This is a genomic window from Streptomyces sp. AC558_RSS880, from assembly GCF_019049255.1.
Taxonomy (GTDB): Bacteria; Actinomycetota; Actinomycetes; order Streptomycetales; family Streptomycetaceae; genus Streptomyces.
Genome location: NZ_JAGMUJ010000084.1, coordinates 191,003 through 210,386 on the forward strand (window position 1 = coordinate 191,003; position 19,384 = coordinate 210,386).

The window sequence follows — 19,384 nt, forward strand, 5'->3', positions numbered from 1 at the left end:
ACGGCCGACCCGGTGACCCGGGAGGTCAGGGCCCGCGCGGTCGGCTCCCCCACGACTCTCCGGACCGCGTCGGTGGTTTCACCGGACGGCGTACTCCGTGAAGTGACCGCAGGCCGCGAAGCCGAGCCGCCGGTAGACCGGTTCGCCCTGCGGCGTCGCCTGGAGCACTGCGGTCCGCTGCCCTTGTTCGCGGGCCGTATGGAGTGAGGCAAGGGTGACGGCGCCTCCGAATCCGCGTCTGCGGTGCGTGGCCAGGGTGCTGATGTTGTAGATCCCGGCGACCCCCGCGTGGTGGAAGACCTCGGCCGAACAGACGGGACGGCCCCGGTGGTAGCCGATCAGGTATCGGGCCGGGCAGTCGGGTGCCAGCGCCCGGGAGGCGGCCCGCTCGAAGAAGCGGCGGACAGTGGCGGCCGGCGGATCCCAGTTGGCGGCAAGGACCGTCGCGTAGTCCACGAGCTGTTCGCGGGTGACGACCCGCTGTATCTCCAGGCCCTCCGGAAAGGGGCGCGGTGGCAGTTCGTCGAGGCGGGCCCACATGGCCGTCTCGCTCTCGGAGGCCTCCAGGCCGGCGGCTGCCAGGCGGACGGAGAGATCCGGAGGCGTGGAAGCGGGACCCACCCACCAGGAGTAGGGACGGCGGGTGTTCCTGAGGGTCTTGAGGGTCTGGGCGATACGGAGTTCGGCTCGCTCGGGTGTCATGCGTGCGGCCGCGACGATGTTGAAGGTGTCGTCGTCGAGTCCGCTGTCGGCGATCAGGAGGTCGCCCGTGTCCGTGACTGCGGCGCCGTCCATGTGTCTGTGCAGATGGCAGGCGTGCTCGGCAAGATTGGCTTCCATCCTGACGAGGAGGTCGCTCACGTCGGTGACGAGGTGGTCCGTCCTTGTCATGGGGGTTTCCGTTGTTCTCCCGTCGTTCCGGAGACGGGCTGGACGGTCGGGGCGGCCGCGCGTCGAGTGCCCTGCCTCTGAGTCGTCCTTTTCTAACATGCTGACGTCCATTCGAACAATCCATTGAGTGATGTGTCGAGTGCGTGGTCGCCCACCGCTCCGCACAGACGGGTGCGGAAGGTGTCGCCGCCCCTGTCGCCCGCGGCGGCCGCGGTTCACCGTTTGCTCGCGGTGGCGGCGATGGCGGGGAGGACGGCCAGGGAGAGGATGCCGCCCGTCAGAGCCAGCAGGGGGTAGCCGGCGGCGGCGACCACGATGCCGGAGGCCAGGCCACCGGTGGCACCCGCGACGGCGATGGAGACGTCGACCATGCCCTGGGTCTTGGCCCGGCGGGCCAGCGGTACGGCGTCGGTGATCATCGCGGTGCCGGACACGAGGCCGAAGTTCCAGCCCAGGCCGAGCAGGGCGAGCGCGAGGGCGAGCAGGCCGACGGAGTCGACCGGCGCGACGGCGGCGAGGATCCCGGCGGCCAGGAGGGTGAGGCCGGAGGCGGCGGCGACGGCGGTACGACCGTGGCGGTCGACGAGTCGGCCCGTCAGGGGTGAGGGCAGGTACATGGCGCCGACGTGGATGGCGATGACGAGTCCGGAGGCGGCGGTGCCGTGGCCGTGGTCGTGCATGTGGACCGGTGTCATCGTCATGACGGCGACCATGACGAGCTGCGTGAGGATCATGGTGAGGGCGCCCGGTATCAGCCCGGGACCGCGCTTCCGGTCCGGGGCCGGGGTCACGTCGACCGCGGTCCCCGCGGTGTGCGCCGCGTCTGCCGCCGCCTTCCGCCGGGCCTGCTCCTGGACGTCGAGACCGCGCGCGAGCAGCAGCGGGTCGGGGCGCAGCCAGATCACCAGGACGACCGCGGCGAGCGCGTAGGCGACGCCGGCGAGAAGGAAGGGCCCGGCCAGGGCGGGGACGCCGATGCTCTCCGCGAAGGTGCCCGTGGGGGCGGCCAGGTTGGGTCCGGCGACACCGCCGAGGGTGGTGGCGACCAGCACGGTGGAGACGGCACGGGCGCGGTGGGCAGGGTCGGCGAGGTCGGCACCGGCGTAGCGGGCCTGGAGGTTGGTCGCGGTGCCCGCGCCGTAGACGAACAGGGCGATGAAGAGCAGCACGGGGCTGTCGGCGACGGCGGCGGCGATGACGCCGGCACTGCCGACGGCACCGGTGAGGTATCCGGCGGCGAGGCCGGCGCGGCGGCCGCGGGCCTGGGACATCTGGCCCACGGCGACCGCGGCGAGCGCGGATCCCGCGGTGAACAGGGCGCTGGGCAGGCCCGCGAGGTCGGCCGAGCCGAGCATGTCCTGCGCGAGCAGCGCCCCGACGGTGATGCCGGCGGCGAGCCCGGCGCCGCTGAGGATCTGGGAGGCGACCAGAACGCGCAGGGTGCGGCGCTGGGCCTCGGGCCGGGGTGATCCGCCGGCGGTCTCGGCCGGGGCGGTACTCGTCACGGTGCGCTCTTTCGCTCGGGGCGGCCGGATGGCCGGGTGGGCTGCGTCAGGGGTGGAACAGCGTGTCGGAGGAACAGCGTGTCGGAGGTGCGGGCCAGGTGGGTGGGCGCGGACGGACGGGGGTGGTGGCGTTGCCGTCCGGGCGGACCGGAGCGTCGACGGCCGGTCCGGGGTGCGGCGGGGCCCCGGCCGGGCCGGTCACGCCGGCTCCTCGGCGTCGACGGGCATCCGCGACAGACGCCACTCGAGCATGCCGTCGTTCAGCCGGATCGCGCGCCGGCCGCGGTCGTTCAGCAGCCGGACCGCGTCGTGCGCCAGGACGCAGTACTCGCCACGGCAGTACACGACGATCTCGGTGTGCTCGGGCAACTCGTCGATCCGGTCGGCCAGTTCGTCGACCGGGATGGAGACGGCGCCGGGGATGTGGCCGGCGAGGTACTCCTCCGCGGGCCGCACATCGAGCACGACGACGTCCCCCGCCTCGATACGGGACGTCAGTGCCTCACGGGTGACTTCCGCTCCGTCGTCTTCACCGAGGTAGGCGTCCCTGGCCGCGGGCACGGCCGCCTGGTGCCTCTCGGCGACCTTGCACAGCAGCGCGAACAGTTCGGCGACGTCGTCGCCGGCGAGGCGGTAGTGGATGCGCACACCCTCACGCCGGGTGGCGACGAATCCGGCCTGTTTCAGCGTCTGCAGGTGTGCCGACGCGGTCGTCAGGTTGAGCCCGGCCGCCTTGGCCAGGGCGTCGACGGTGCGCTCGCCCTGGGCGAGCAGGTCGAGCAGTTCCAGGCGCTTTCCGCTGGCCAGCGCCTTGCCGCTGGCCGCGAACGCGTCGTACAGCTGTGCCTTCGCACCGGCCGTGGTGTTTCCCGCCATGACATCCTCCATAAATCCATGGAATATCGTAGCTCAAGAGGAGAGGGGGCATGACCTCGCGCGGCGCGGCCCCTGGTCACCTCGCTCCGCGCCGCCGCCGTCGGTGGCCCGTCGAGGGTGCCGTCGCTGCGGTGTCCATGCAGCAGGTGTTCAGCTCCGCGCCATCGGGCGGTCAGCGCGGGTGAGCAGCATTCGGGCTGATCCCACACCACCGGCCCGGGGAGCCCCGATGAGCACCGAGGAACAGACGAGTCACCACCGGCCCCTGCACAGACGCGCGTTGCTGCGCGCCGCGGTGGTCGTACCGGCCGCCGGCGCCGTGGCCGCCGGTCCGGACACCGCCCGGGCCGAGGCCTCCGAGGACGACGCCGGGGCGGCCGGCGGCCGGTTCGACGCCGAGAGTCCGCGTTTCGCGCTGGCGGTGCTGCCCGACACCCAGTACCTCTTCGACGCCGACAGCGCCGACCCCGCCCCGCTGCGGGCGACGTTCCGGTACCTCGCCGCCGAACGGTCGGCGGCCAACATCGCGTTCATGACGCACCTCGGTGACGTCACCGAGCACGGTACCGAGGACGAGATCGGCCTCGCCGCCGACACCTTCCGCGTCCTGCACGGCAGGGTCCCCTACAGCGTGCTGGCGGGCAATCACGACATCAAGTCGTCCACCGACGACCAGCGCGGTGACTCCGCGTACCTCGCCGCGTTCGGGCCCGACCGCTACAGGTCCATGCCGACGTTCGGCGGTGCCTCGCCCGACGGCTACAACAGCTACCACGTCCTGCGGGCGGGCGGCCGACGGTGGCTCGTCCTCGCCCTGGACTGGCGGGTCTCCGACAAGGGACTGGCCTGGGCACAGGGGGTGCTCGACGCCCATCCCACCCTGCCCGCCGTGCTCACCACGCACGACATCGCCTGGTCCGACGACGACGGCAGGGCCCAGCTGTCCGGCAACGGACAACGCCTCTGGGAACGCCTGATCAAGGGCAACGACCAGATCTTCCTGGCGTTGGGCGGTCACTACTGGCCGCCCGGCCGCACGGTCCTGGTCAACGACGCCGGCAACGACGTCCACGTCCACATCACCAACTACCAGGACCGGTACTACGGCGGCGCGGGAATGATCCGCACCTACGGCTTCGACCTGGTGCGCGGAGTCATCGACGTCGAGACGTTCTCGCCCTGGTTCCTGGACCGGGACCCCGCGAGACGTTCCCCCCTGGCCGCCGAGACGATCGAACTGACCGGTCCCGCCGACCGGTTCTGCCTCACCGTCGACTTCGAGAGACGGTTCGCCGGCTTCGCCCCCGTCACGCCCGCCGCACCCCGGCCCGCCCGCGCCGTGATGCCCCGCGGCACCCTCGCCTACTGGCGCTTCGACTCCTCCGGGACCGACGCGGCCGGAACACCCGGCGCCACCGTCGCCGACGGCGTCGTCGTCAAGGACCTGACCGGCAACGGCAACGACCTGACGGTGCGACGGCTGCACTCCAGCGGCGCCGACGCGCTCACCTGGTCGGCGGACCACCACGAGGGACAGCCCGCGCACGCCAGCCTCCGTTTCGACGGCGGGAAGAACCCCGACCGCGGCGCCGTCCTCACCACCGCGGCCCGTGCGGCCCTGAACAGCGAGAAGTTCCTCCGCGGCTACACCATCGAGACCTTCGTCCGGCTGCCCGAGCCGTTCCGGGGCGACCACAGCTGGATGGGCGTCCTCAGCTGGGAGGGACGCAACTCGGAGGCGGGCAAGACGACGGGCTGGTCGCCGCTGGAACCGACCTGCAGCCTCAACCTGTCGCCCGAGCGGTTCCTGCAGTTCGTCGTCTACCCGCACAAGCAGGACGCCGACCCCACGTCGTGGAGCCACGCCGTGCCGACCGGGCGCTGGATGCACATCGCCGTCGTCAACGACGGCCGCCGCACGGTGATGTACGTGGACGGTTCGAAGATCGCCCGCAACCCGTCGCAGGCATCGACCGGCATCGCCACCCTCGGCAAGCCCTTCGTGCTGGGCGCCACGCAGTTCGACGGAGCCTTCGGGCAGGGCTTCTACGGCTGGATGGGCGACACCCGGATCGTCGGCCGGCCGCTGCCGGTGGAGGAATTCCTCGTCCCCTTCGACTGAGAGCGCGGCGGTGAGGAGGGGCCGCGGGGGCCGGAGACGTCCTGAGCCGACGGGACGTTCCCGTGTTGCCGCGCCCCCGTACGGGGCGGACACTGATCGTACGACCCGCGGGCCTGCCCGTGGACCGGGGCCGGCGGGCGACACAAGGCCTCGGACGGCTCCGTCCCCGCGCGGGCATGCCCCTCCACCACTGGTTCCGGCGGTGCCGGGGCCGCGATCCGGTCGTGGGAGGGCCCATGTCCACGACATTGCGATTGGCGACCTTCAACGTCGAAAACCTCTTCGCCCGATGGCGGTTCAAAGAAGGCGTCGACCCTGCTGCCGCGAACACCCGGGGCTGGGTCGTCGAGCAGACCCGGTTCGAGGAACTGGGCGTCGACGACAAGGCCATCACGGGGGCGGCGGTGCGTGAGATCCGCGCGGACGTGCTCGCTCTCCAGGAGGTCGAGAACGTCGACGCCCTGAAGCACTTCCGGGCGCAGGCCCTCGGCGGACGCGTCGAGTACCCCTATGTCGCGGGGGTGGACGGCAACGATCCACGCCTCATCGACGTCGCCGTGCTGTCCAGGTTGCCCATCACCCGCATCCGCTCGCACCAGCACCTGATGGATCCCGGGAGTCCGGTCGCTCCGCTGTTCTCGCGGGACTGTCTCGAGGTCGATGTCGAGGTGAGGGAGGGCGAAGCGAAGAGCACGACCGTGACGCTCTTCGTCAACCACTTCAAGTCCATGATGGGCGGGCGTCCCGAAACCCGGGGAAAGCGGCTCCGCCAGGCCACGAAGGTGAAGGAACTCGTCACCGGGCGCTTCGGATCCGCCGCTCCCGGGGACCATCCGTTCGTCGTCCTCGGTGACCTGAACGACTACCTCGGGCCGGACGGCAGCTCCGGCATCGACGGCCTCGTCGAATGGGACCAGGTGGAGAACGTGGTGACGCGCCTCCCCGAGGCGGACCGGTGGACCCACTTCTTCCAGGGTGGCGACGAGTACCGGCAACTCGACTACCTGCTCCCCTCGGCGTCCCTCGCCGAGAACTCCGCGGGGGCGAAGCCCGAGATCCTCCGCAAGGGCATGCCGCTGCGAGCGGCCCGTTACACCGGACCGCGCTTCCCGGGCGTCGGCAGGGACAAGCCCAAGGCGTCCGACCACTGTCCCGTCGTCATGGAGCTCACCGTCGGCTGAACACGGCGGGACGTCATGAGGGCCTCGACAGGAACGAGGGCCCGGCACCGTGCGGGTGACGGAGACCGGCCGAGGCCGGTCTCCGGCCTGCGCCCCGGTCGCCGGGGCGGACCACAGCCGGTGGCGTTCGCAGACGGTTCTCGGACCCCCGTCCGGGGCGGCGCCACCAGGCGTGGCCGGACGGCCTGATCCGTGCCGCCGCCTCCGGCAGGTCCGGCGTCCGACCGCGGCCGGCCGGGACGGACTTCGGCGGTTCCCCGCCGTTGACCGGAGCCCACCGTCCACGCCGGGGCGGGTTCCGAACGGCCGCTGCGGCTCACCGCCGTGGACCCGGCCCGGCTCCGGACGGTCTGCGGCGGTTGCCGTGCCAGTCCAGTATCAGGACCGTGGCATCGTCCCTGAGGTTGCCGTGGCAGGCCTCGAGCACTGCGGCGGTCAGGCTCCGGACGGCTTCCCTCGGATGCAGCGGGCGGGTGTCGTGGGCGAGCGCGGCCAGGTCGACGGCTGCGGCACCGCGCTCCTGCATTCCGTCGGTGAGCAGGATCAGGCGGTCACCGGGCCGCAGTTGCAGTTCCTGCAGACGGTAGGGGACCGGTGCCGCCACACCGAACGGCAGGTTGACGGCGAGTTCGACCTCCTCGACGGTGCCGTCGCGCAGCCGCAGCGGCCGGGGATGGCCGGCGTTGACCAGTTCGCAGAGGCCTGTTTCGAGGTCGACGCACAGCAGCTGCCCGGTGGCCAGGCCGCGGCTGTGGCTCAGCAGGGCCTGGTGGGCGTGGTCGGCTTGCTTGAGGGCGTCACAGCCACTGCGGCGTGCCCGGCGCAGCGCGCCGACCAGCAAGGTGGCCAGCAGGGCCGAGTTCGTGTCGTGGCCCATGGCGTCGGTGACGGACAGGTGCAGGGTGTCGCGGTCGAGGGTGTAGTCGTAGGTGTCGCCGCCGATGTCGTCGGCCGGGACCAGCCCGGCGGCGAGGGTGAACTGGGCCGCCTCGCAGCAGGAGGCCGAGGGAAGCAGCTGGTGCTGGATCTCCGCGGCCAGACTGGTCTCGGTGGTGCGCCGGCCCAGGTGGTAGAGGTCGGTGAAGCGGCGGTCCGTGACGACGATGTAGGCCAGCGCGTGGGCCGCGTCGCGGACCTGCCGGAGCACGGTGTCGTCGGCGGACTGCAGGGTCACCTCCAGCACGCCGATGCAGTCGCCGCGGTTGGTGACCGGCGTGATGACGCGCCGTCCGCCCTGGCTGTCCGGCTCCACGTGCTGGCGCTGGCTCCGCAGTACGCGGTCGTAGACGCTGCCCTGCAGGTCGATCGGCTCGGCGGAGTCCGTGACGTCACCGTCGGCCGTGGTCAGCCGTACCAGCCGCCGGCCGACGAGGTCGACGAACAGGAAGGACACGCGCTCCGCACCGAACCGCTTCTGCAGGTCGTGCGCCACCACGTCGACGGACTCACCGGGCGGCGCCGCCTCCGCGGCGGCCAGCAACTCGCCCAGTTCCACATCTCCACCCTTCACGGCGACCTCCCATCGGCTGCCGCATCTTTTTCCCCGGGTTTCCGCGGCCTCACCCAAACCGCCCGTCCTGCCTGGTCAGGACAGCGTGCCGGGCCGCTGCGAGCAGGGTCCCCGTTCCGTCGGGTGGCGTCCGCGGGCGGCCGGCTCCGGAAGGGTGCGCCGGACGTGTTCGTGACGTGTCCCGGCAGCTCGTACGTGGTTGGCTGGTCGGAACCTGTGCACTCCACCGCTCCCGAGGAGCCCCCGTGGCCAGTTCGAGCCCGCCGTCCGCCGACCGGGACGAGGGCACGCCGCCCCTCCGGTGGCCGTTCGCCGAACGCGCGCACGCCCGAGCCTCCGGCCTCGACGAGGCCTTGCCGCAGTGGGCCGACGGACTCGGTTCGCCCACCGGCTCCCCGTCCCCGCACCGGAGACCCGGCTGCTGCCGGGACCCACGGGACCGGCGGCGCGCGGGACCGGCCCTCCGGGGCCGGACGTGAGGCGGCAGGCGGCGGTGGTGCTGCGCGTCGTGGCGGTCCGCAAGGGCTTCGGGTCCCGGCAGGTCCTGCGCGGAGTCAGCTTCGAGGCGCGGGCAGGGCAGCTGGTGGGCATCGTCGGGGAGAACGGCGCCGGGAAGACCACCCTGTTGCGCATCCTCAGCGGCGACCTGCGCCCCGACGACGGACGCGTGGACCTGGTGGGCACACGGGGTTACTGCCCGCAGCACCCTGTCCTGGACGAGGAACTGACCGTGCGCCAGCACCTGCGTCTCTTCCAGGTCGCCTACCGCCTCCCGAGTCCCGGCCGCGCGCTCCATCTGATCGACGTCCTCTCCGCGGCCGGCTACCTGGACGCGCCGGTGAAAGTCCTCAGCGGCGGCACCCTGCAGAAGCTGAACCTGGTCCTGGCCCTGATGCACGACCCGGACGTCGTGCTGCTCGACGAGCCGTACCAGGGCTTCGACTGGGAGACCTACCTGCGGTTCTGGGACCTCGCCCAAGAGCTGAAGGACCGCGGACGCACCGTGATCATCGTCTCCCACCTCGCCCACGACACCGGACGCCTGGACGTCCTGCACCATCTGCACGACGGCTTCCTCGGGCCCTCACCCACGGCGGACACCGCGTGAGCGCCTACCTGGTCGCCTGCCGTTACGCCCTGCTGGCCATGGCGAAGAACCGGCTGGCCGCCGTGCTCCTGATCGCCTTCATCCCGATGTGGATCACCGTGGCGAAGACCCTCACCACGCCGAAGACGTTTCCCTTCCGGCTGCGCGCCACCGGAACCTGGCTGCGCGCCGGCGGGGACGAGATCACGATGCTCAGCGGCTCCCTGAACGCCGTGTCCCTCCTCGTGGGGTTCCTGATGTTCAGCGCCGCCCGCCGCACCAGGGCCTTCGACCGTCGCCTCACCGCGGCCGGCTATCCCCGGACCGCCCTCATCGGCGCCAAGCTCACCACGCTCCTGGTCGCATCAGTGCTGGTCAGCGCCTACGCCACCGCCTGGATGCTGTTGTTCTGGTCTCCCCTCCAGCCCTTCCTCCTCGGCATCGCGGTCCTGGCGATCTGCCTGGTCTACGGGGCCATGGGCATGTGCCTGGCCCTCTTCCTGCACGGTGAGGTCGAGGGACTGGTCACGATCATCATGACCAGCATCATCGACCTCGCGCCGCAGAATCCCGTCGCCAGCACCACCGCCGACAAAGCCCTGGTCGAGCTGCTTCCCGGCTACGGCTCCCTCCAGACCGGCCTCGCCGCGGGTTTCACCCGGAACGCCACCTTGAGCCCTCTGCTCCACAGCACGGTCTGGCTGACCGTCATGACCACCACCGTGCTCGCCGCCTTCGCCCTCCGCACCCGCACCCACCAGCCGTCCGCGCCCCACCGTGACGGGTGAGAACTCCCCCGGTGGCGCAGGCGGCGAACGTCACGGAGCCAGGAGAGGGCGCGCCCGACGCCCTGGCGGAGGGCGCCCGGGACGGCGCCGTGGGGCCGGATGCGACGGAGGACGGGTTCACGGCGTCGACGCGGCCGGGAGGAACGGAGGTCAGGCCGGATCGCCGGGCATCACACCGTGCGGCGGATCCTTGTGCCCGGGGCGGGAACCATCCGGCCGGAACGATTCGTCACTGATCATTGCCGCCGCCCTGAACGGCGGGACACACCAGAGGCGAAGCAACAACGGGGGGACTCCATGAAGTGTGCGTCTGCGGCGAGAGCGGGCCTGACGGCCGTAGCGGTGCTGGCGATGCTGACGGTCAGCGGCTGTCGGGAGGAGGACGCGGGACTTCCCTCCGTCTCCCCGAGCGGGCGGGTCTCCGAGTCCGCGTCGCCGACGCCTCCGGCGGAGCGGAGCGGTCCGCGCGCCTTGGTGGACGCTCCCGTGGCGGGCGGCCTGGACAAGCTGACGGGGGACGGAGCCCTGACGGACGTCCCTGTCGACCCGGGCGAGATGCGGGACGGCATGACGCTGGTCACCGGCAACTACGGGGACCCGGACGGGCAGGGCGCACCGGTGCTGTTCGAAGGTGTCGACCATGTGCCCGAGGACACCAACGAGCGTCGTGAGCACTTGTTCCGCGGCATGCTCGAGTACGTCCGGTGGGACCCGGAGCTGGGGCATCCCGAAGCCCGGCCGGTGGAGCCGGGACCGCTCGGCGGCTCGGTGGAGTGCCTGCTCGCCTCGCTGAGCGAGGACGGCAACGTCATCTGCGGCTGGGCCGACGAGGGCACGGCGGCCGTCGCGCTCTTCGAGGACAGCACGCTCGCCGATGCGGGAGAGCTCTTCGTCGAGATGCGCGGGGACCTGGAGCGCTGACCGGCCGGGCCGCGGCCACGGCCGGTCCCCCGCCGGTACGACGGACGGCCCGGCACCGCGAGTACGGTGCCGGGCCGTCCGGTCGGTGAAGTGGCTCGTCAGCCCTGGCGGGCCTTGAAACGCGGATCCTTCTTGTTGATCACGAAGGTCACGCCCCGCCGGCGCACCACCTGGGCACCGGGCCTGGCCTTCAACGAGCGCAGGGACTTGCGTACCTTCATCACGATCTCCTTCCGTGGGACCGGACGGGGGTGCCGCGGTCAGCGGCGGGTGCGGGCGGGGCCGTAGCGCCGCTCGAAGCGCTCCACGCGCCCCGCGGTGTCCACGACGCGCGAGGTGCCGGTGTAGAACGGGTGACTGGCCGACGAGATCTCGACGTCGACGACCGGATGGATGGCGCCGTCCTCCCACTCGACCGTGTGCTGCGACCCGATGGTGGAGCGGGTCAGCAGCCGGAAGCCGGACGCGCGGTCGCGGAAGACGACCGGGCGGGAGACGGGGTGGATGCCGTGCCTCACGGGATGTCCTTCCTGGGGTGCCTCCGCCGCCGGGCGGCGGAGGCGGATCTCATCGTTCCTCGCGGAAGAGGACGTGTTCGCCGACGACCGCGTCGTACTTCCGCAGGACCAGCCGGTCGGGGTCGTTCAGACGGTTCTTGCGGGTCACGTAGGTGACTCCCGTACCCGCCGTCGACTTCAGCCTGACGACCGGTCGCGCGGTGCTGCGTGCCATGAGGTGCTCCTTCCGCCACCATCCGAGCTCATTGACTCGGACATGTCATACATGGTGTGCAACGGCGTCGGCGGCCGCCGTATTCCGCCGGCCCCGCTTTCCGCGGGACAGGACCGCCGCCCGGCGCGTCACCGGGCGCGGACCGAAGCCGTTCGACGCGTGACCGTGGAGGGCGGTCGCCTGCGCGGCGAAAGGCTCCGCAGGGCTTCAGCCGAACGATCGTCCCTGCGGGCAAGGGGTGAGGCCCGGGGACACTGTCCCCTCCACGGCCACGCCCTCCCCAACCGCACCCGCCCGCGGTTTGTTCCCCTCTCCGCGACGCCGGGCGGCGACAAGGCGTCCCCGTTCTGTGACTCGCCCCTTGTCGGGGGTAGACGACGATCACGGCCGGACGTCGATCACCGAAGGAGACGAGCCGTGGACAAGGGCAAACAGATCACAGGCAGGGCCCGTGAGGAACTCGCGCGGGAGATGAAGGAACAGTACGAGAACGGCCTGTCCATACGGGCCATCGCCGAAGCGCACGGGCGGTCGTACGGGTTCGTCCACCGTGTCCTCACCGAGGCGGACGCCCCTCTGCGCAGCCGGGGCGGGAACCGTGCACACCGACGGCTCGAGGAGGCCGGGCGTCCGCAAAGGTGACGACGGACCTCCGGCGAGGGCTCACCACGGGTCGAGGAACCCGCGGACCGCAACGGCAAAGCCGGCCGGGCCGGTTCCCCGGACGGTGCGACCGGCCGGAAGCCCGGTGAGCGGGGCGGGACAGTCACCAGGGGCTCGTCCCGCCCCGCCGCCCGCCATGTGCGCGGGCCGGGGACCGGTCCGCGCGCGGGGGCGAGCCGGCGCAGTACCAGGCCCGCTTCGCGCCCGCCCGCTTCGCGTCCGTGCCCGTCCACGGGTGGTCGAGCGGTGCCGTCACGCCCCGGAAAGGGTCAGCCTGCGGGGTTCGATGCGTTCCTCCACCACACCGGCGCCATCGCTTCTGACGATGTAGGCACCCTTGCCGGGGATCTCCGTCACCGCCTCCACCAGTTCCGTTCCGCGGTACACCAGGCCGACGCCGTCGTCCGTGCAGTGAGCCGTGGGAATGGTGCCGTCCGCCACGAGCCGATGCGTCAACGGACGCCGGCCCTCGTCCGAGTCGTAGTGCACACCGTTGCCGTACGGCAGGAAACCGAGCGCGTTCGTGACCGGGCGCAGTTCCGGCCCGAACGAGTCGGTCGCGCCTCCCTGGAACCAGCAGAGGGAGCCCGCGCTGACCCCGCTGAGGACGACACCGGCCTGCCAGGCGCGGCGCATGACGCGGTCCAGGCCGTGCGCCCTCCACACCGCCAGCAGATTGACCACCGAGCCCCCCATGACCCAGACCACGTCGTGGTCGAGGACCGAGCCCTCCACGTCTTCGACGTTGGGCATGGGGAACAGGTGCAGAGGCGTCAGATCGAATCCCGCCACCCGAGCGGCCTCGGTCATACGGGTCGTGAAGTGCTCGGCGTCCCCGATGGCGGTCCCGACGTACATGATGCGCGGGCGCCGGCCGTGCACCCCGGAGAGGTCGACCGCATGATGCACCAGGGCATCGAACATCACCCTGGTCCGTCCTCCGAGCCGATGCCCGCCGGAGGTCGCGAGGATGGTCGGTTCCGACGTCGTCATGGCCATGATCGTACCGTCGGCGCGCCGACCTGCCCGGGCCGCCTCGGGTGCAAACCCCTACGGGAAGAGCGCCGTCCTCGATGAGGTTGCCGGGCGCCGGCTCACAGACCGGGCCGGTGCGGGTTCCGGCGGCCGCCGAGGCCGCCGCCGGCCGTAGCCGCTCCCTGTCACGAGGCAGTGCCGTGGAGGTACTCGGTCAGGGCCTTGCCCGGCTGGAAAGCGGCGGAGCCTCCGTCGGTGTGGAAGCGTCCGAAACTGCCGGCCACCACCGCTTCATCGTGCTTGAGCGCCTCGGCGATCACGCCCGCCATGTCGACCGTGCCGAACAGGGCGTCGATCACCTGCTCCGCGTCTTCCTGGCGGATGTCGTGGCCTCCCTGCGCGGCCTTGCGCACGCTGGCCCGGGCCAGTTGGGACTTGTCCATGTCACTCCTCTGCTCTCGCTGTCCGGTTTCCCTGTCCGACCGCGTCGGGACAGCGGGCCCGGACGCTGGAACGGTCTCCGTGACCGGGCACAGACGGACTGCCCACCGCGGCGGGCCGGCCGGCCCTCATCCCGCGGAACGGACTCGCCCTCCTCATCGGGTTCGCCGTCCCCTGACGACAGAAAAGGGGTTAAAACTTCCACTTCGGCCAGTCTGCACCACTTGTCTCTCGTCGGCTGGCAGGGCGAGTCCGGTCCCGCAGAAGGCCGGTGCCCATCGACCGACGAAGACGCCCCGGTGACCGGCGCGGCACAACGGCTGTGGCGGTCGGGTGTCGGCGGTCGGGCGTCGGCGTTCCGGCACTGGGACGGCACCACGCACCCGCCGGCCCTGCGCCCGCGGTCCACACCGCGGAACTCGGGACCGGCCCCTCCGCGATACGACGGACGGTCCGCGCCCCGGCGAGCCCGGGGCCTCCGTCTCCGAGACACCCACAACCAGGTGCACGTCCCCTTTGCCCGATTACCCTGATTCTGTGGACCCGTATCCAACTCCTCCGGGCAGTGGTCCCGGCGACCGGACGCAGCCGGTCGCCGGAGTACGTCCGGAGATCCTCGCCTCCTGGGAGCGTTCGCAGTCGCTCGGCATCGACCGCGAGAGGCCGGTCCTACCGGTCGAGAGCGACCTGGATCCCGACTCCCGGCTGATCAGAGCCGCCACACCGGTGCTGGACCGCCTGTGCGAACGGTTCTCGGGCGTGCCGGTGACCGTGGCGCTGGCCGACTCACGGGCGAACATCGTGGACCGGCGGGGCGACCCGGCGGGGCTGGAGCTGATGGACGCAGCCTCCCTGGTGCCGGGCGCCAACGTCGACGAGCGGTTCATGGGGACCAGCAGCGTCAGCATGGTGCTGAGCACCCGGGCGCCGTTCGTGGTCGTCGGCCACGAACACTTCCTGCACGACCTCAAGGAGCTGACCTGCATGGCCGCGCCGGTGCGCGACCCGATGAGCGGCACCGTGCGGGGCGCGGTCAACCTCTCCGTGCCCCAGGTGCTGGCCAGCCCCGGCATGGCGCTGATGCTGCAGAACGCCACCGAACTCATCGGGGAACGCCTGCTGGAGCTGGGCACGGCCCGCGAGCTCGAGCTGATGCGCTCCTTCCACCGGGCCAGGGAACTCGGCGGGCACGCCGAGCTGCGCCTCGGCTCGGGTGAGCTGTACCGGCCGGGCGGACCGACGCCCCGCCTGACCCCGCAGGAGCAGCTGACGCTGCTGGAGCGTGCGGTCGAGCTGATCTCCTCGGCGGGCGAGACGTTCGCCGAGGTGCCGCTCGCGGGCAGCCGCGTGGCCGTGCTGCGCCGCCGGGAACTGCACCACGGCGACGTGGAGGGCGCGGCGGTCGAGGTCAGCTTCGAGGACACCCGTGGCGCGGGGGCACCGGGCCCGGCCACCGTGACCGCCCCCGACGGTCGTCAGGTGCCGCTCCTGGACCGTCCCGCCGTGGCGGCGGAGGTGAACGCGCCCGGTGCGACGGCGGAACCGCACACCGCCGGACCGGCCGACGCGTGGCTGCTGCTGGTCGGCGAGCCGGGCGTCGGCCGGCTCGCCGCCGAGGCGCGCGGGCGGCTGTCCCTGCTGAACGAGGCGGGCGTACGGCTCGGCACCACCCTGGACATGGGGCGTACCGCCGAGGAACTGGCGGAGATCGCCGTGCCGCGCTTCGCCGACCTGGTCGTCGTCGACCTCGCGGAGTGCGTCCTGGCGGGCGAGGAGCCACCACCCGGGCGGCTGCGCCCCGACGTGGCACTGCGCCGGGTGGCCGCCTGGGCGGGCGAGGACTCCCGCGACACCCCGACCGGCGGCGTGGGCGAGCCGGCCTGCTACCCCGCCGGTACACCCCAGGCCCGGTGTCTGGAGACCGGGCAGCCGGTGACGGACTCGGTACTGACCGCCGCCCTGTCCGGGTCGCCGGCCGGCCGGGCGCACCCCGTCGACCTGCTCGGCGAGGGCGTGCACTCCTACCTGGGCGCGCCGCTGTCCGCGCGGGGCTCCGTTCTGGGCCTGGCGGGCTTCTACCGCCGCGGCAGGACGAAGCCGTACGAGCAGGACGACCTGGCGCTGGCGGGCGAACTGGCGGCCCGCGCCGCGATCAGCGTGGACAACGCCCGCCGCTACCGCCGGGAGCACCGCGCCTCCCTGACCCTGCAGCGCAGCCTGCTTCCGCACGCCCTGCCCCGGCTGAGCGCCGCCGAACTCGCCTCCCGTTATCTGCCCGCGGACGCCAGGGCCGGTGTGGGCGGGGACTGGTTCGACGCGATCCCGCTGTCCGGGATGCGCGTGGCGCTGGTCGTCGGGGACGTGCCCGGCAACGGTCTGCAGGCGGCGGCGACCATGGGCCGGCTGCGTACGGCGGTGAGGACGCTGGCCGGGCTGGACCTGCTGCCCGAGGAGGTGCTGGCCCACCTGGACGACCTGGTCAGCCGCACTCCCGACGAATCGGCCGACGAACAGGACCCTGCGACGGGAGCGACCTGCCTGTACGCGGTGTACGACCCGGTGACGTGCCGCTGCACGGCCGCACGGGCCGGTCATCCGCCGCCCGCCGTACTGACGCCGGGCGGGCAGGCGCGGCTGATCGAGCTGCCGAACGGTCCGCCGCTCGGGCTCGGCGGGCTCCAGCCGTACGAGTCCGCCACCGTCGACCTGCCCGCGGGCAGCCTGCTGGCGATGTACACCGACGGCCTGCTCAAGGAGGACCGCGGCTACGGGGACACCGACGTGCGCACCGAGCGGCTGCTGGCCTCGCTGAGTCGCGGCGATCCGGCGCTGGAGGACATCTGCGACCGGATCGCGGCCACCCTCCCGCCCGGCAGCCCGCACGACGACGTGGCCCTCCTGCTGGCCCGTGTGCACGCGCTGCCCGAGGACCGGGTGGCCGCCTGGGAGTTCCCGTCCGACCCCTCGGTCGTGGCGCGGGCCAGGGCGCTGACCCGCGCCCAGCTCGCCGCCTGGGACATGTCGGAGCTGGACTTCAACACCGGGCTGGTGGTCAGCGAGTTGATCACCAACGCCGTGCGGTACGGCGGCCGGGGGCCCGTGGGCCTGCGGTTGCTGCGCGACAACTCACTGATCTGCGAGGTCTCCGACCGCAGCAACAGCTCTCCGCGCATCCGGCGGGCGGCCATGACCGAGGAAGGCGGGCGCGGTCTGTTCCTGGTGGCGCAGTTCACCAGCAGCTGGGGCGCCCGCTACATGCCGCAGGGCAAAACGGTATGGGCCGAGCAGCTGCCGCAGCCGGAGCAGCCCTCGCCGGAGACGGACGAGCAGGCGCTGCTGGCCATGTTCGACGACTCCGGCTGACCGCCCGGGCCCAGCGGTGGCGGCGGCCCCAAGGCCGTTCGTCCACGTCTCCCGCCGGGAGGCACGGGCCGTTCCCTGCCCGCCTTCGTGGCGACGAGGAGAAGAGCGGGGCAGGGGTGCGGCGCCTCGCACAGGATGTCCTCCGGAGGACCGGGCCCGCCCGCCGGCGGAGTCACCGATGTGCGTGCGGGCGTGTGCCCCGGCCGCTGCCGTCTTGTTCGACAGTCTTGTTCGCGACAGACGGATTCGGTGTCCGGGGGGTCACACCCCGTTGCGGGCCCGGTTCAGCCGGAGTGCCGAGACGAGGAAGAAGACACCTCCGAGAAAGGCGTAACCGGCGAGGCTTCCCAACTCGGGGTCGCCGCCCGCCTGGGCGAGGAACGAGGTGCCGGCGGCCGTGGAGAGCGCGCCGCTGATGATCATCGGCCACTGGCCGCCCAGTTCCCTGCGGCCTGCGCCCACGACGAGTTGGACGAGTCCCGAGGTGATGGCCCAGGCTCCCCAGACCCGCAGGACGGCCGGGATGCCCGACGTGGCAGCGGCAGCCAGGCCGATGACCGCCAGCGAGCTGATCGCGATGTTGACGTACAGGAATCGAGCCGGACCGCCGTTCGCCTTCGCGGACCGGACGTCGACGACCGCGGCCGCCACGTCGAACAGGGGGTAGACCAGCAGCAGCGTCACACTGAGCGCTCCCAGCGTCTCGGCGGTCGTGAACAGCAGGGCGGCCCATACGGCGGCGAAGGTGAACCGCAGGAAGTACAGCTTGCGCAAGGCGGAAGGAACGCTGGCGGGGGTTGTGCCGACGAGGGTGTCCACGGAAGTGCCTTTCTGTGGCAGCGAATCGGTACGGAACGGCTCGGTCATGCGTGCTGTGCCGGCTTCCCCGGCCGGGTGCGCGACCGCACCTGGCCGGCTCACCGTTGCCGTCGGCCTCGCGTCCGTGAAGGAGACCGCGCGACGGAGGGCCACGAAGGCACCATCCACCATGAGGGAGAACGTTCTGTCTTGTCATCAGATCAAAGAGGGTGGACGCGGCCGCTGTCAAGACCGAACGTTCTCCCTTTTGGTAGCCTGGCGACATGAGTCGGAGCCCGAAAGGCGGCAGCACGTCCGAAGCGCGAGCGCGGCTGCTCAGCACAGCGACCCGGATCTTCTACGCCGAGGGGATCCACTCCGTCGGCATCGACCGGGTCATCGCGGAGGCGCAGGTCACCCGGGCCACGCTGTACCGGCATTTCTCGGGCAAGGAGGAGCTCGTTCTCGCGTACCTCGACCAGGCCGACCGGGGAATCCGGGAGCAGGTCGCCGCAGCCCGGGCGAGCGGCCGGTCGGCGGCCGGCAGGGTCCGGGCCGTCGCCAGGTCCATCACCGAAGGCATCCGGTCCCCCGGGTTCCGCGGCTGTGCCTTCCTCAACGCGGTGGCCGAGTATCCCGATCCCGCCCACCCGATCCACCAAGCCGTCCTGGCCCATCGGCAATGGTTCCTGGACACCGTCACGGACCTGCTGGCACAGACCGGCGACGCGCCCGCCGAGGCAGCCGGCCGGCACCTCGTCATGCTCCGGGACGGCGCCATGGCAGCCGGTTGCCTCTTCGACCCCGAGCTGGTCTCCGAAACCTTCCTGCAAGGCGTCGAGGGAATCCTGCGGGCTCGCACCGACTCGTAACGGCTGTGCGGCCGGCGCTCCACCGCGCCGGTGACGGGGTGTCCGTCACCTGGCCAGGAAGGCGAGGAGGGCGTCGGTGACCTCCTGGGCGTGGGTCCACAGCAGGCCGTGCGGGGCGCCGTCGATGACGACGTAGTCGGCCTGCGGCAGCGCCCGGTGGAAGGGCTCGCCGGTGGCTTCGATGGGCAGGATGCGGTCGGCGGTGCCGTGCAGGATCAGCGCCGGCACGTCGACCTTCTCGATGTCGGTGCGGAAGTCGGTGGTCCAGGTGTCCACGCAGGCCAGGGAGGCGTACCAGGAGGCGCCGGCGGCGGTGTTCCAGCTGTGGCGCAGGTGCGCAAACTCGGACTGCGTGACCGGGTCCAGGCGACGATCCTCGCCTACGACCTCGGCCTCGCCCACCCCAACCCGCCCCACACCCCCGCCTGACGGCCCACCGGCCACCGGCCACCACCATCCAGGAGCCCCACCCACCATGACCGGCCCAGGCCCCTCCGTCCTGCGCGGCGTGCGCCGCACCCTCGGCACCCTCGCCGCCCGCATCTACCTGACGGGCTGTGCGCTGCTGCTCGGATGGGCACTGGTGGCCGCCTCCGAAGGATCCATGGCAATCGTCCTCCCGCTCTTCGCCACCCTCCCGGCCAGCCTCGTACTCCTGC

The 19,384-nt window shown here is 72.1% G+C and carries 19 protein-coding genes and 2 pseudogenes; 10 read left to right on the top strand and 11 right to left on the bottom strand.

Annotated elements, in window-relative coordinates; translation table 11 throughout:
- Nucleotides 1–78: 78 nt before the first annotated feature.
- From KUM38_RS25650 to KUM38_RS25660, 3 genes are all read right to left on the bottom strand, one after another.
- Nucleotides 79–840 carry a GNAT family N-acetyltransferase gene (locus KUM38_RS25650; RefSeq protein WP_217132787.1) on the bottom strand — a complete coding sequence of 254 codons (762 nt, stop codon included), beginning with the start codon at nucleotides 838–840 and terminating at the stop codon, nucleotides 79–81.
- A 266-nt stretch (nucleotides 841–1,106) separates the two neighbouring features.
- On the bottom strand, nucleotides 1,107–2,396 hold the full coding sequence (locus KUM38_RS25655; RefSeq protein WP_217132189.1) for an MFS transporter: 1,290 nt from the start codon (nucleotides 2,394–2,396) through the stop codon (nucleotides 1,107–1,109).
- A gap of 198 nt (nucleotides 2,397–2,594) precedes the next feature.
- Nucleotides 2,595–3,272, bottom strand: coding sequence for a metalloregulator ArsR/SmtB family transcription factor (locus KUM38_RS25660; RefSeq protein WP_217132191.1), 678 nt, complete (start codon nucleotides 3,270–3,272; stop codon nucleotides 2,595–2,597).
- 229 nt (nucleotides 3,273–3,501) lie between these two features.
- On the opposite strand from KUM38_RS25660, the gene KUM38_RS25665 reads away from it, so the two are divergent.
- Both KUM38_RS25665 and KUM38_RS25670 read left to right on the top strand, forming a co-directional pair.
- Nucleotides 3,502–5,394 carry a LamG-like jellyroll fold domain-containing protein gene (locus KUM38_RS25665; protein WP_217132193.1) on the top strand — a complete coding sequence of 631 codons (1,893 nt, stop codon included), beginning with the start codon at nucleotides 3,502–3,504 and terminating at the stop codon, nucleotides 5,392–5,394.
- Between the two features lie 236 nt (nucleotides 5,395–5,630).
- On the top strand, nucleotides 5,631–6,575 hold the full coding sequence (locus tag KUM38_RS25670; RefSeq protein ID WP_217132196.1) for an endonuclease/exonuclease/phosphatase family protein: 945 nt from the start codon (nucleotides 5,631–5,633) through the stop codon (nucleotides 6,573–6,575).
- 316 nt (nucleotides 6,576–6,891) lie between these two features.
- Here KUM38_RS25670 and KUM38_RS25675 read toward each other — a convergent pair whose 3' ends face one another.
- Nucleotides 6,892–8,085: a PP2C family protein-serine/threonine phosphatase gene (locus tag KUM38_RS25675; protein WP_217132198.1), complete on the bottom strand. Its 1,194-nt coding sequence runs from the start codon at nucleotides 8,083–8,085 to the stop codon at nucleotides 6,892–6,894.
- Nucleotides 8,086–8,578: 493 nt separating this feature from the next.
- Between KUM38_RS25675 and KUM38_RS25680 the strand changes: the two genes are divergently transcribed.
- The 3 genes from KUM38_RS25680 (at nucleotide 8,579) to KUM38_RS25690 (ending at nucleotide 10,881) form a co-directional block, all read left to right on the top strand.
- Nucleotides 8,579–9,193: an ABC transporter ATP-binding protein gene (locus tag KUM38_RS25680; protein ID WP_217132789.1), complete on the top strand. Its 615-nt coding sequence runs from the start codon at nucleotides 8,579–8,581 to the stop codon at nucleotides 9,191–9,193.
- A complete protein-coding gene (locus KUM38_RS25685) occupies nucleotides 9,190–9,960 on the top strand; it encodes a hypothetical protein (protein ID WP_217132200.1) in 771 nt (256 codons plus the stop codon). The genes KUM38_RS25680 and KUM38_RS25685 overlap by 4 nt, the downstream gene beginning before the upstream one ends.
- 297 nt (nucleotides 9,961–10,257) lie before the next feature.
- Nucleotides 10,258–10,881: a hypothetical protein gene (locus KUM38_RS25690; protein WP_217132201.1), complete on the top strand. Its 624-nt coding sequence runs from the start codon at nucleotides 10,258–10,260 to the stop codon at nucleotides 10,879–10,881.
- Between the two features lie 98 nt (nucleotides 10,882–10,979).
- Here KUM38_RS25690 and ykgO read toward each other — a convergent pair whose 3' ends face one another.
- The 3 genes from ykgO to rpmG are packed head-to-tail and all read right to left on the bottom strand — an operon-like array spanning nucleotide 10,980 to nucleotide 11,613.
- The gene (ykgO, locus tag KUM38_RS25695) at nucleotides 10,980–11,102 is read right to left on the bottom strand and encodes a type B 50S ribosomal protein L36 (RefSeq protein WP_026084623.1); all 123 of its coding nucleotides are present in this window, start codon (nucleotides 11,100–11,102) and stop codon (nucleotides 10,980–10,982) included.
- A 39-nt stretch (nucleotides 11,103–11,141) separates the two neighbouring features.
- Nucleotides 11,142–11,399, bottom strand: coding sequence for a type B 50S ribosomal protein L31 (locus KUM38_RS25700; RefSeq protein ID WP_217132203.1), 258 nt, complete (start codon nucleotides 11,397–11,399; stop codon nucleotides 11,142–11,144).
- 49 nt (nucleotides 11,400–11,448) lie between these two features.
- Nucleotides 11,449–11,613 carry a 50S ribosomal protein L33 gene (gene rpmG, locus KUM38_RS25705; RefSeq protein WP_217132206.1) on the bottom strand — a complete coding sequence of 55 codons (165 nt, stop codon included), beginning with the start codon at nucleotides 11,611–11,613 and terminating at the stop codon, nucleotides 11,449–11,451.
- A gap of 417 nt (nucleotides 11,614–12,030) precedes the next feature.
- On the opposite strand from rpmG, the gene KUM38_RS25710 reads away from it, so the two are divergent.
- Entirely contained in the window at nucleotides 12,031–12,255 is a 225-nt protein-coding gene (locus KUM38_RS25710) for a helix-turn-helix domain-containing protein (protein ID WP_217132208.1), read from the top strand.
- A 273-nt stretch (nucleotides 12,256–12,528) separates the two neighbouring features.
- Here the strand turns inward: KUM38_RS25710 and KUM38_RS25715 are convergent, their stop codons facing one another.
- Complete coding sequence (locus KUM38_RS25715) at nucleotides 12,529–13,269, bottom strand: peptidase E (protein WP_217132211.1); 741 nt, start codon at nucleotides 13,267–13,269, stop codon at nucleotides 12,529–12,531.
- A gap of 167 nt (nucleotides 13,270–13,436) precedes the next feature.
- Nucleotides 13,437–13,694 carry a hypothetical protein gene (locus KUM38_RS25720; RefSeq protein ID WP_217132213.1) on the bottom strand — a complete coding sequence of 86 codons (258 nt, stop codon included), beginning with the start codon at nucleotides 13,692–13,694 and terminating at the stop codon, nucleotides 13,437–13,439.
- Nucleotides 13,695–14,229: 535 nt separating this feature from the next.
- Between KUM38_RS25720 and KUM38_RS25725 the strand changes: the two genes are divergently transcribed.
- Entirely contained in the window at nucleotides 14,230–17,055 is a 2,826-nt protein-coding gene (locus KUM38_RS25725; protein ID WP_217132215.1) for a SpoIIE family protein phosphatase, read from the top strand.
- Between the two features lie 261 nt (nucleotides 17,056–17,316).
- On the opposite strand, the gene KUM38_RS25730 is transcribed toward KUM38_RS25725, so the two are convergent.
- Nucleotides 17,317–17,874: a hypothetical protein gene (locus KUM38_RS25730; protein ID WP_217132217.1), complete on the bottom strand. Its 558-nt coding sequence runs from the start codon at nucleotides 17,872–17,874 to the stop codon at nucleotides 17,317–17,319.
- Between the two features lie 263 nt (nucleotides 17,875–18,137).
- Here KUM38_RS25730 and KUM38_RS25735 point away from each other — a divergent pair, with 263 nt between their 5' ends.
- Entirely contained in the window at nucleotides 18,138–18,725 is a 588-nt protein-coding gene (locus KUM38_RS25735; protein ID WP_217132225.1) for a TetR/AcrR family transcriptional regulator, read from the top strand.
- A 45-nt stretch (nucleotides 18,726–18,770) separates the two neighbouring features.
- On the opposite strand, the pseudogene KUM38_RS25740 reads toward KUM38_RS25735, so the two are convergent.
- Nucleotides 18,771–19,058, bottom strand: a pseudogene (locus KUM38_RS25740) (alpha/beta fold hydrolase); the annotation flags it as partial.
- On the opposite strand from KUM38_RS25740, the pseudogene KUM38_RS42155 reads away from it, so the two are divergent.
- Nucleotides 19,053–19,154 (top strand): annotated as a pseudogene (locus tag KUM38_RS42155) (DNA-binding response regulator); the annotation flags it as partial. The pseudogenes KUM38_RS25740 and KUM38_RS42155 overlap by 6 nt on opposite strands.
- Nucleotides 19,155–19,200: 46 nt before the next feature.
- The coding region (locus KUM38_RS42160) for an SCO4225 family membrane protein (protein WP_374227078.1) at nucleotides 19,201–19,384 on the top strand (184 nt) is incomplete at its 3' end.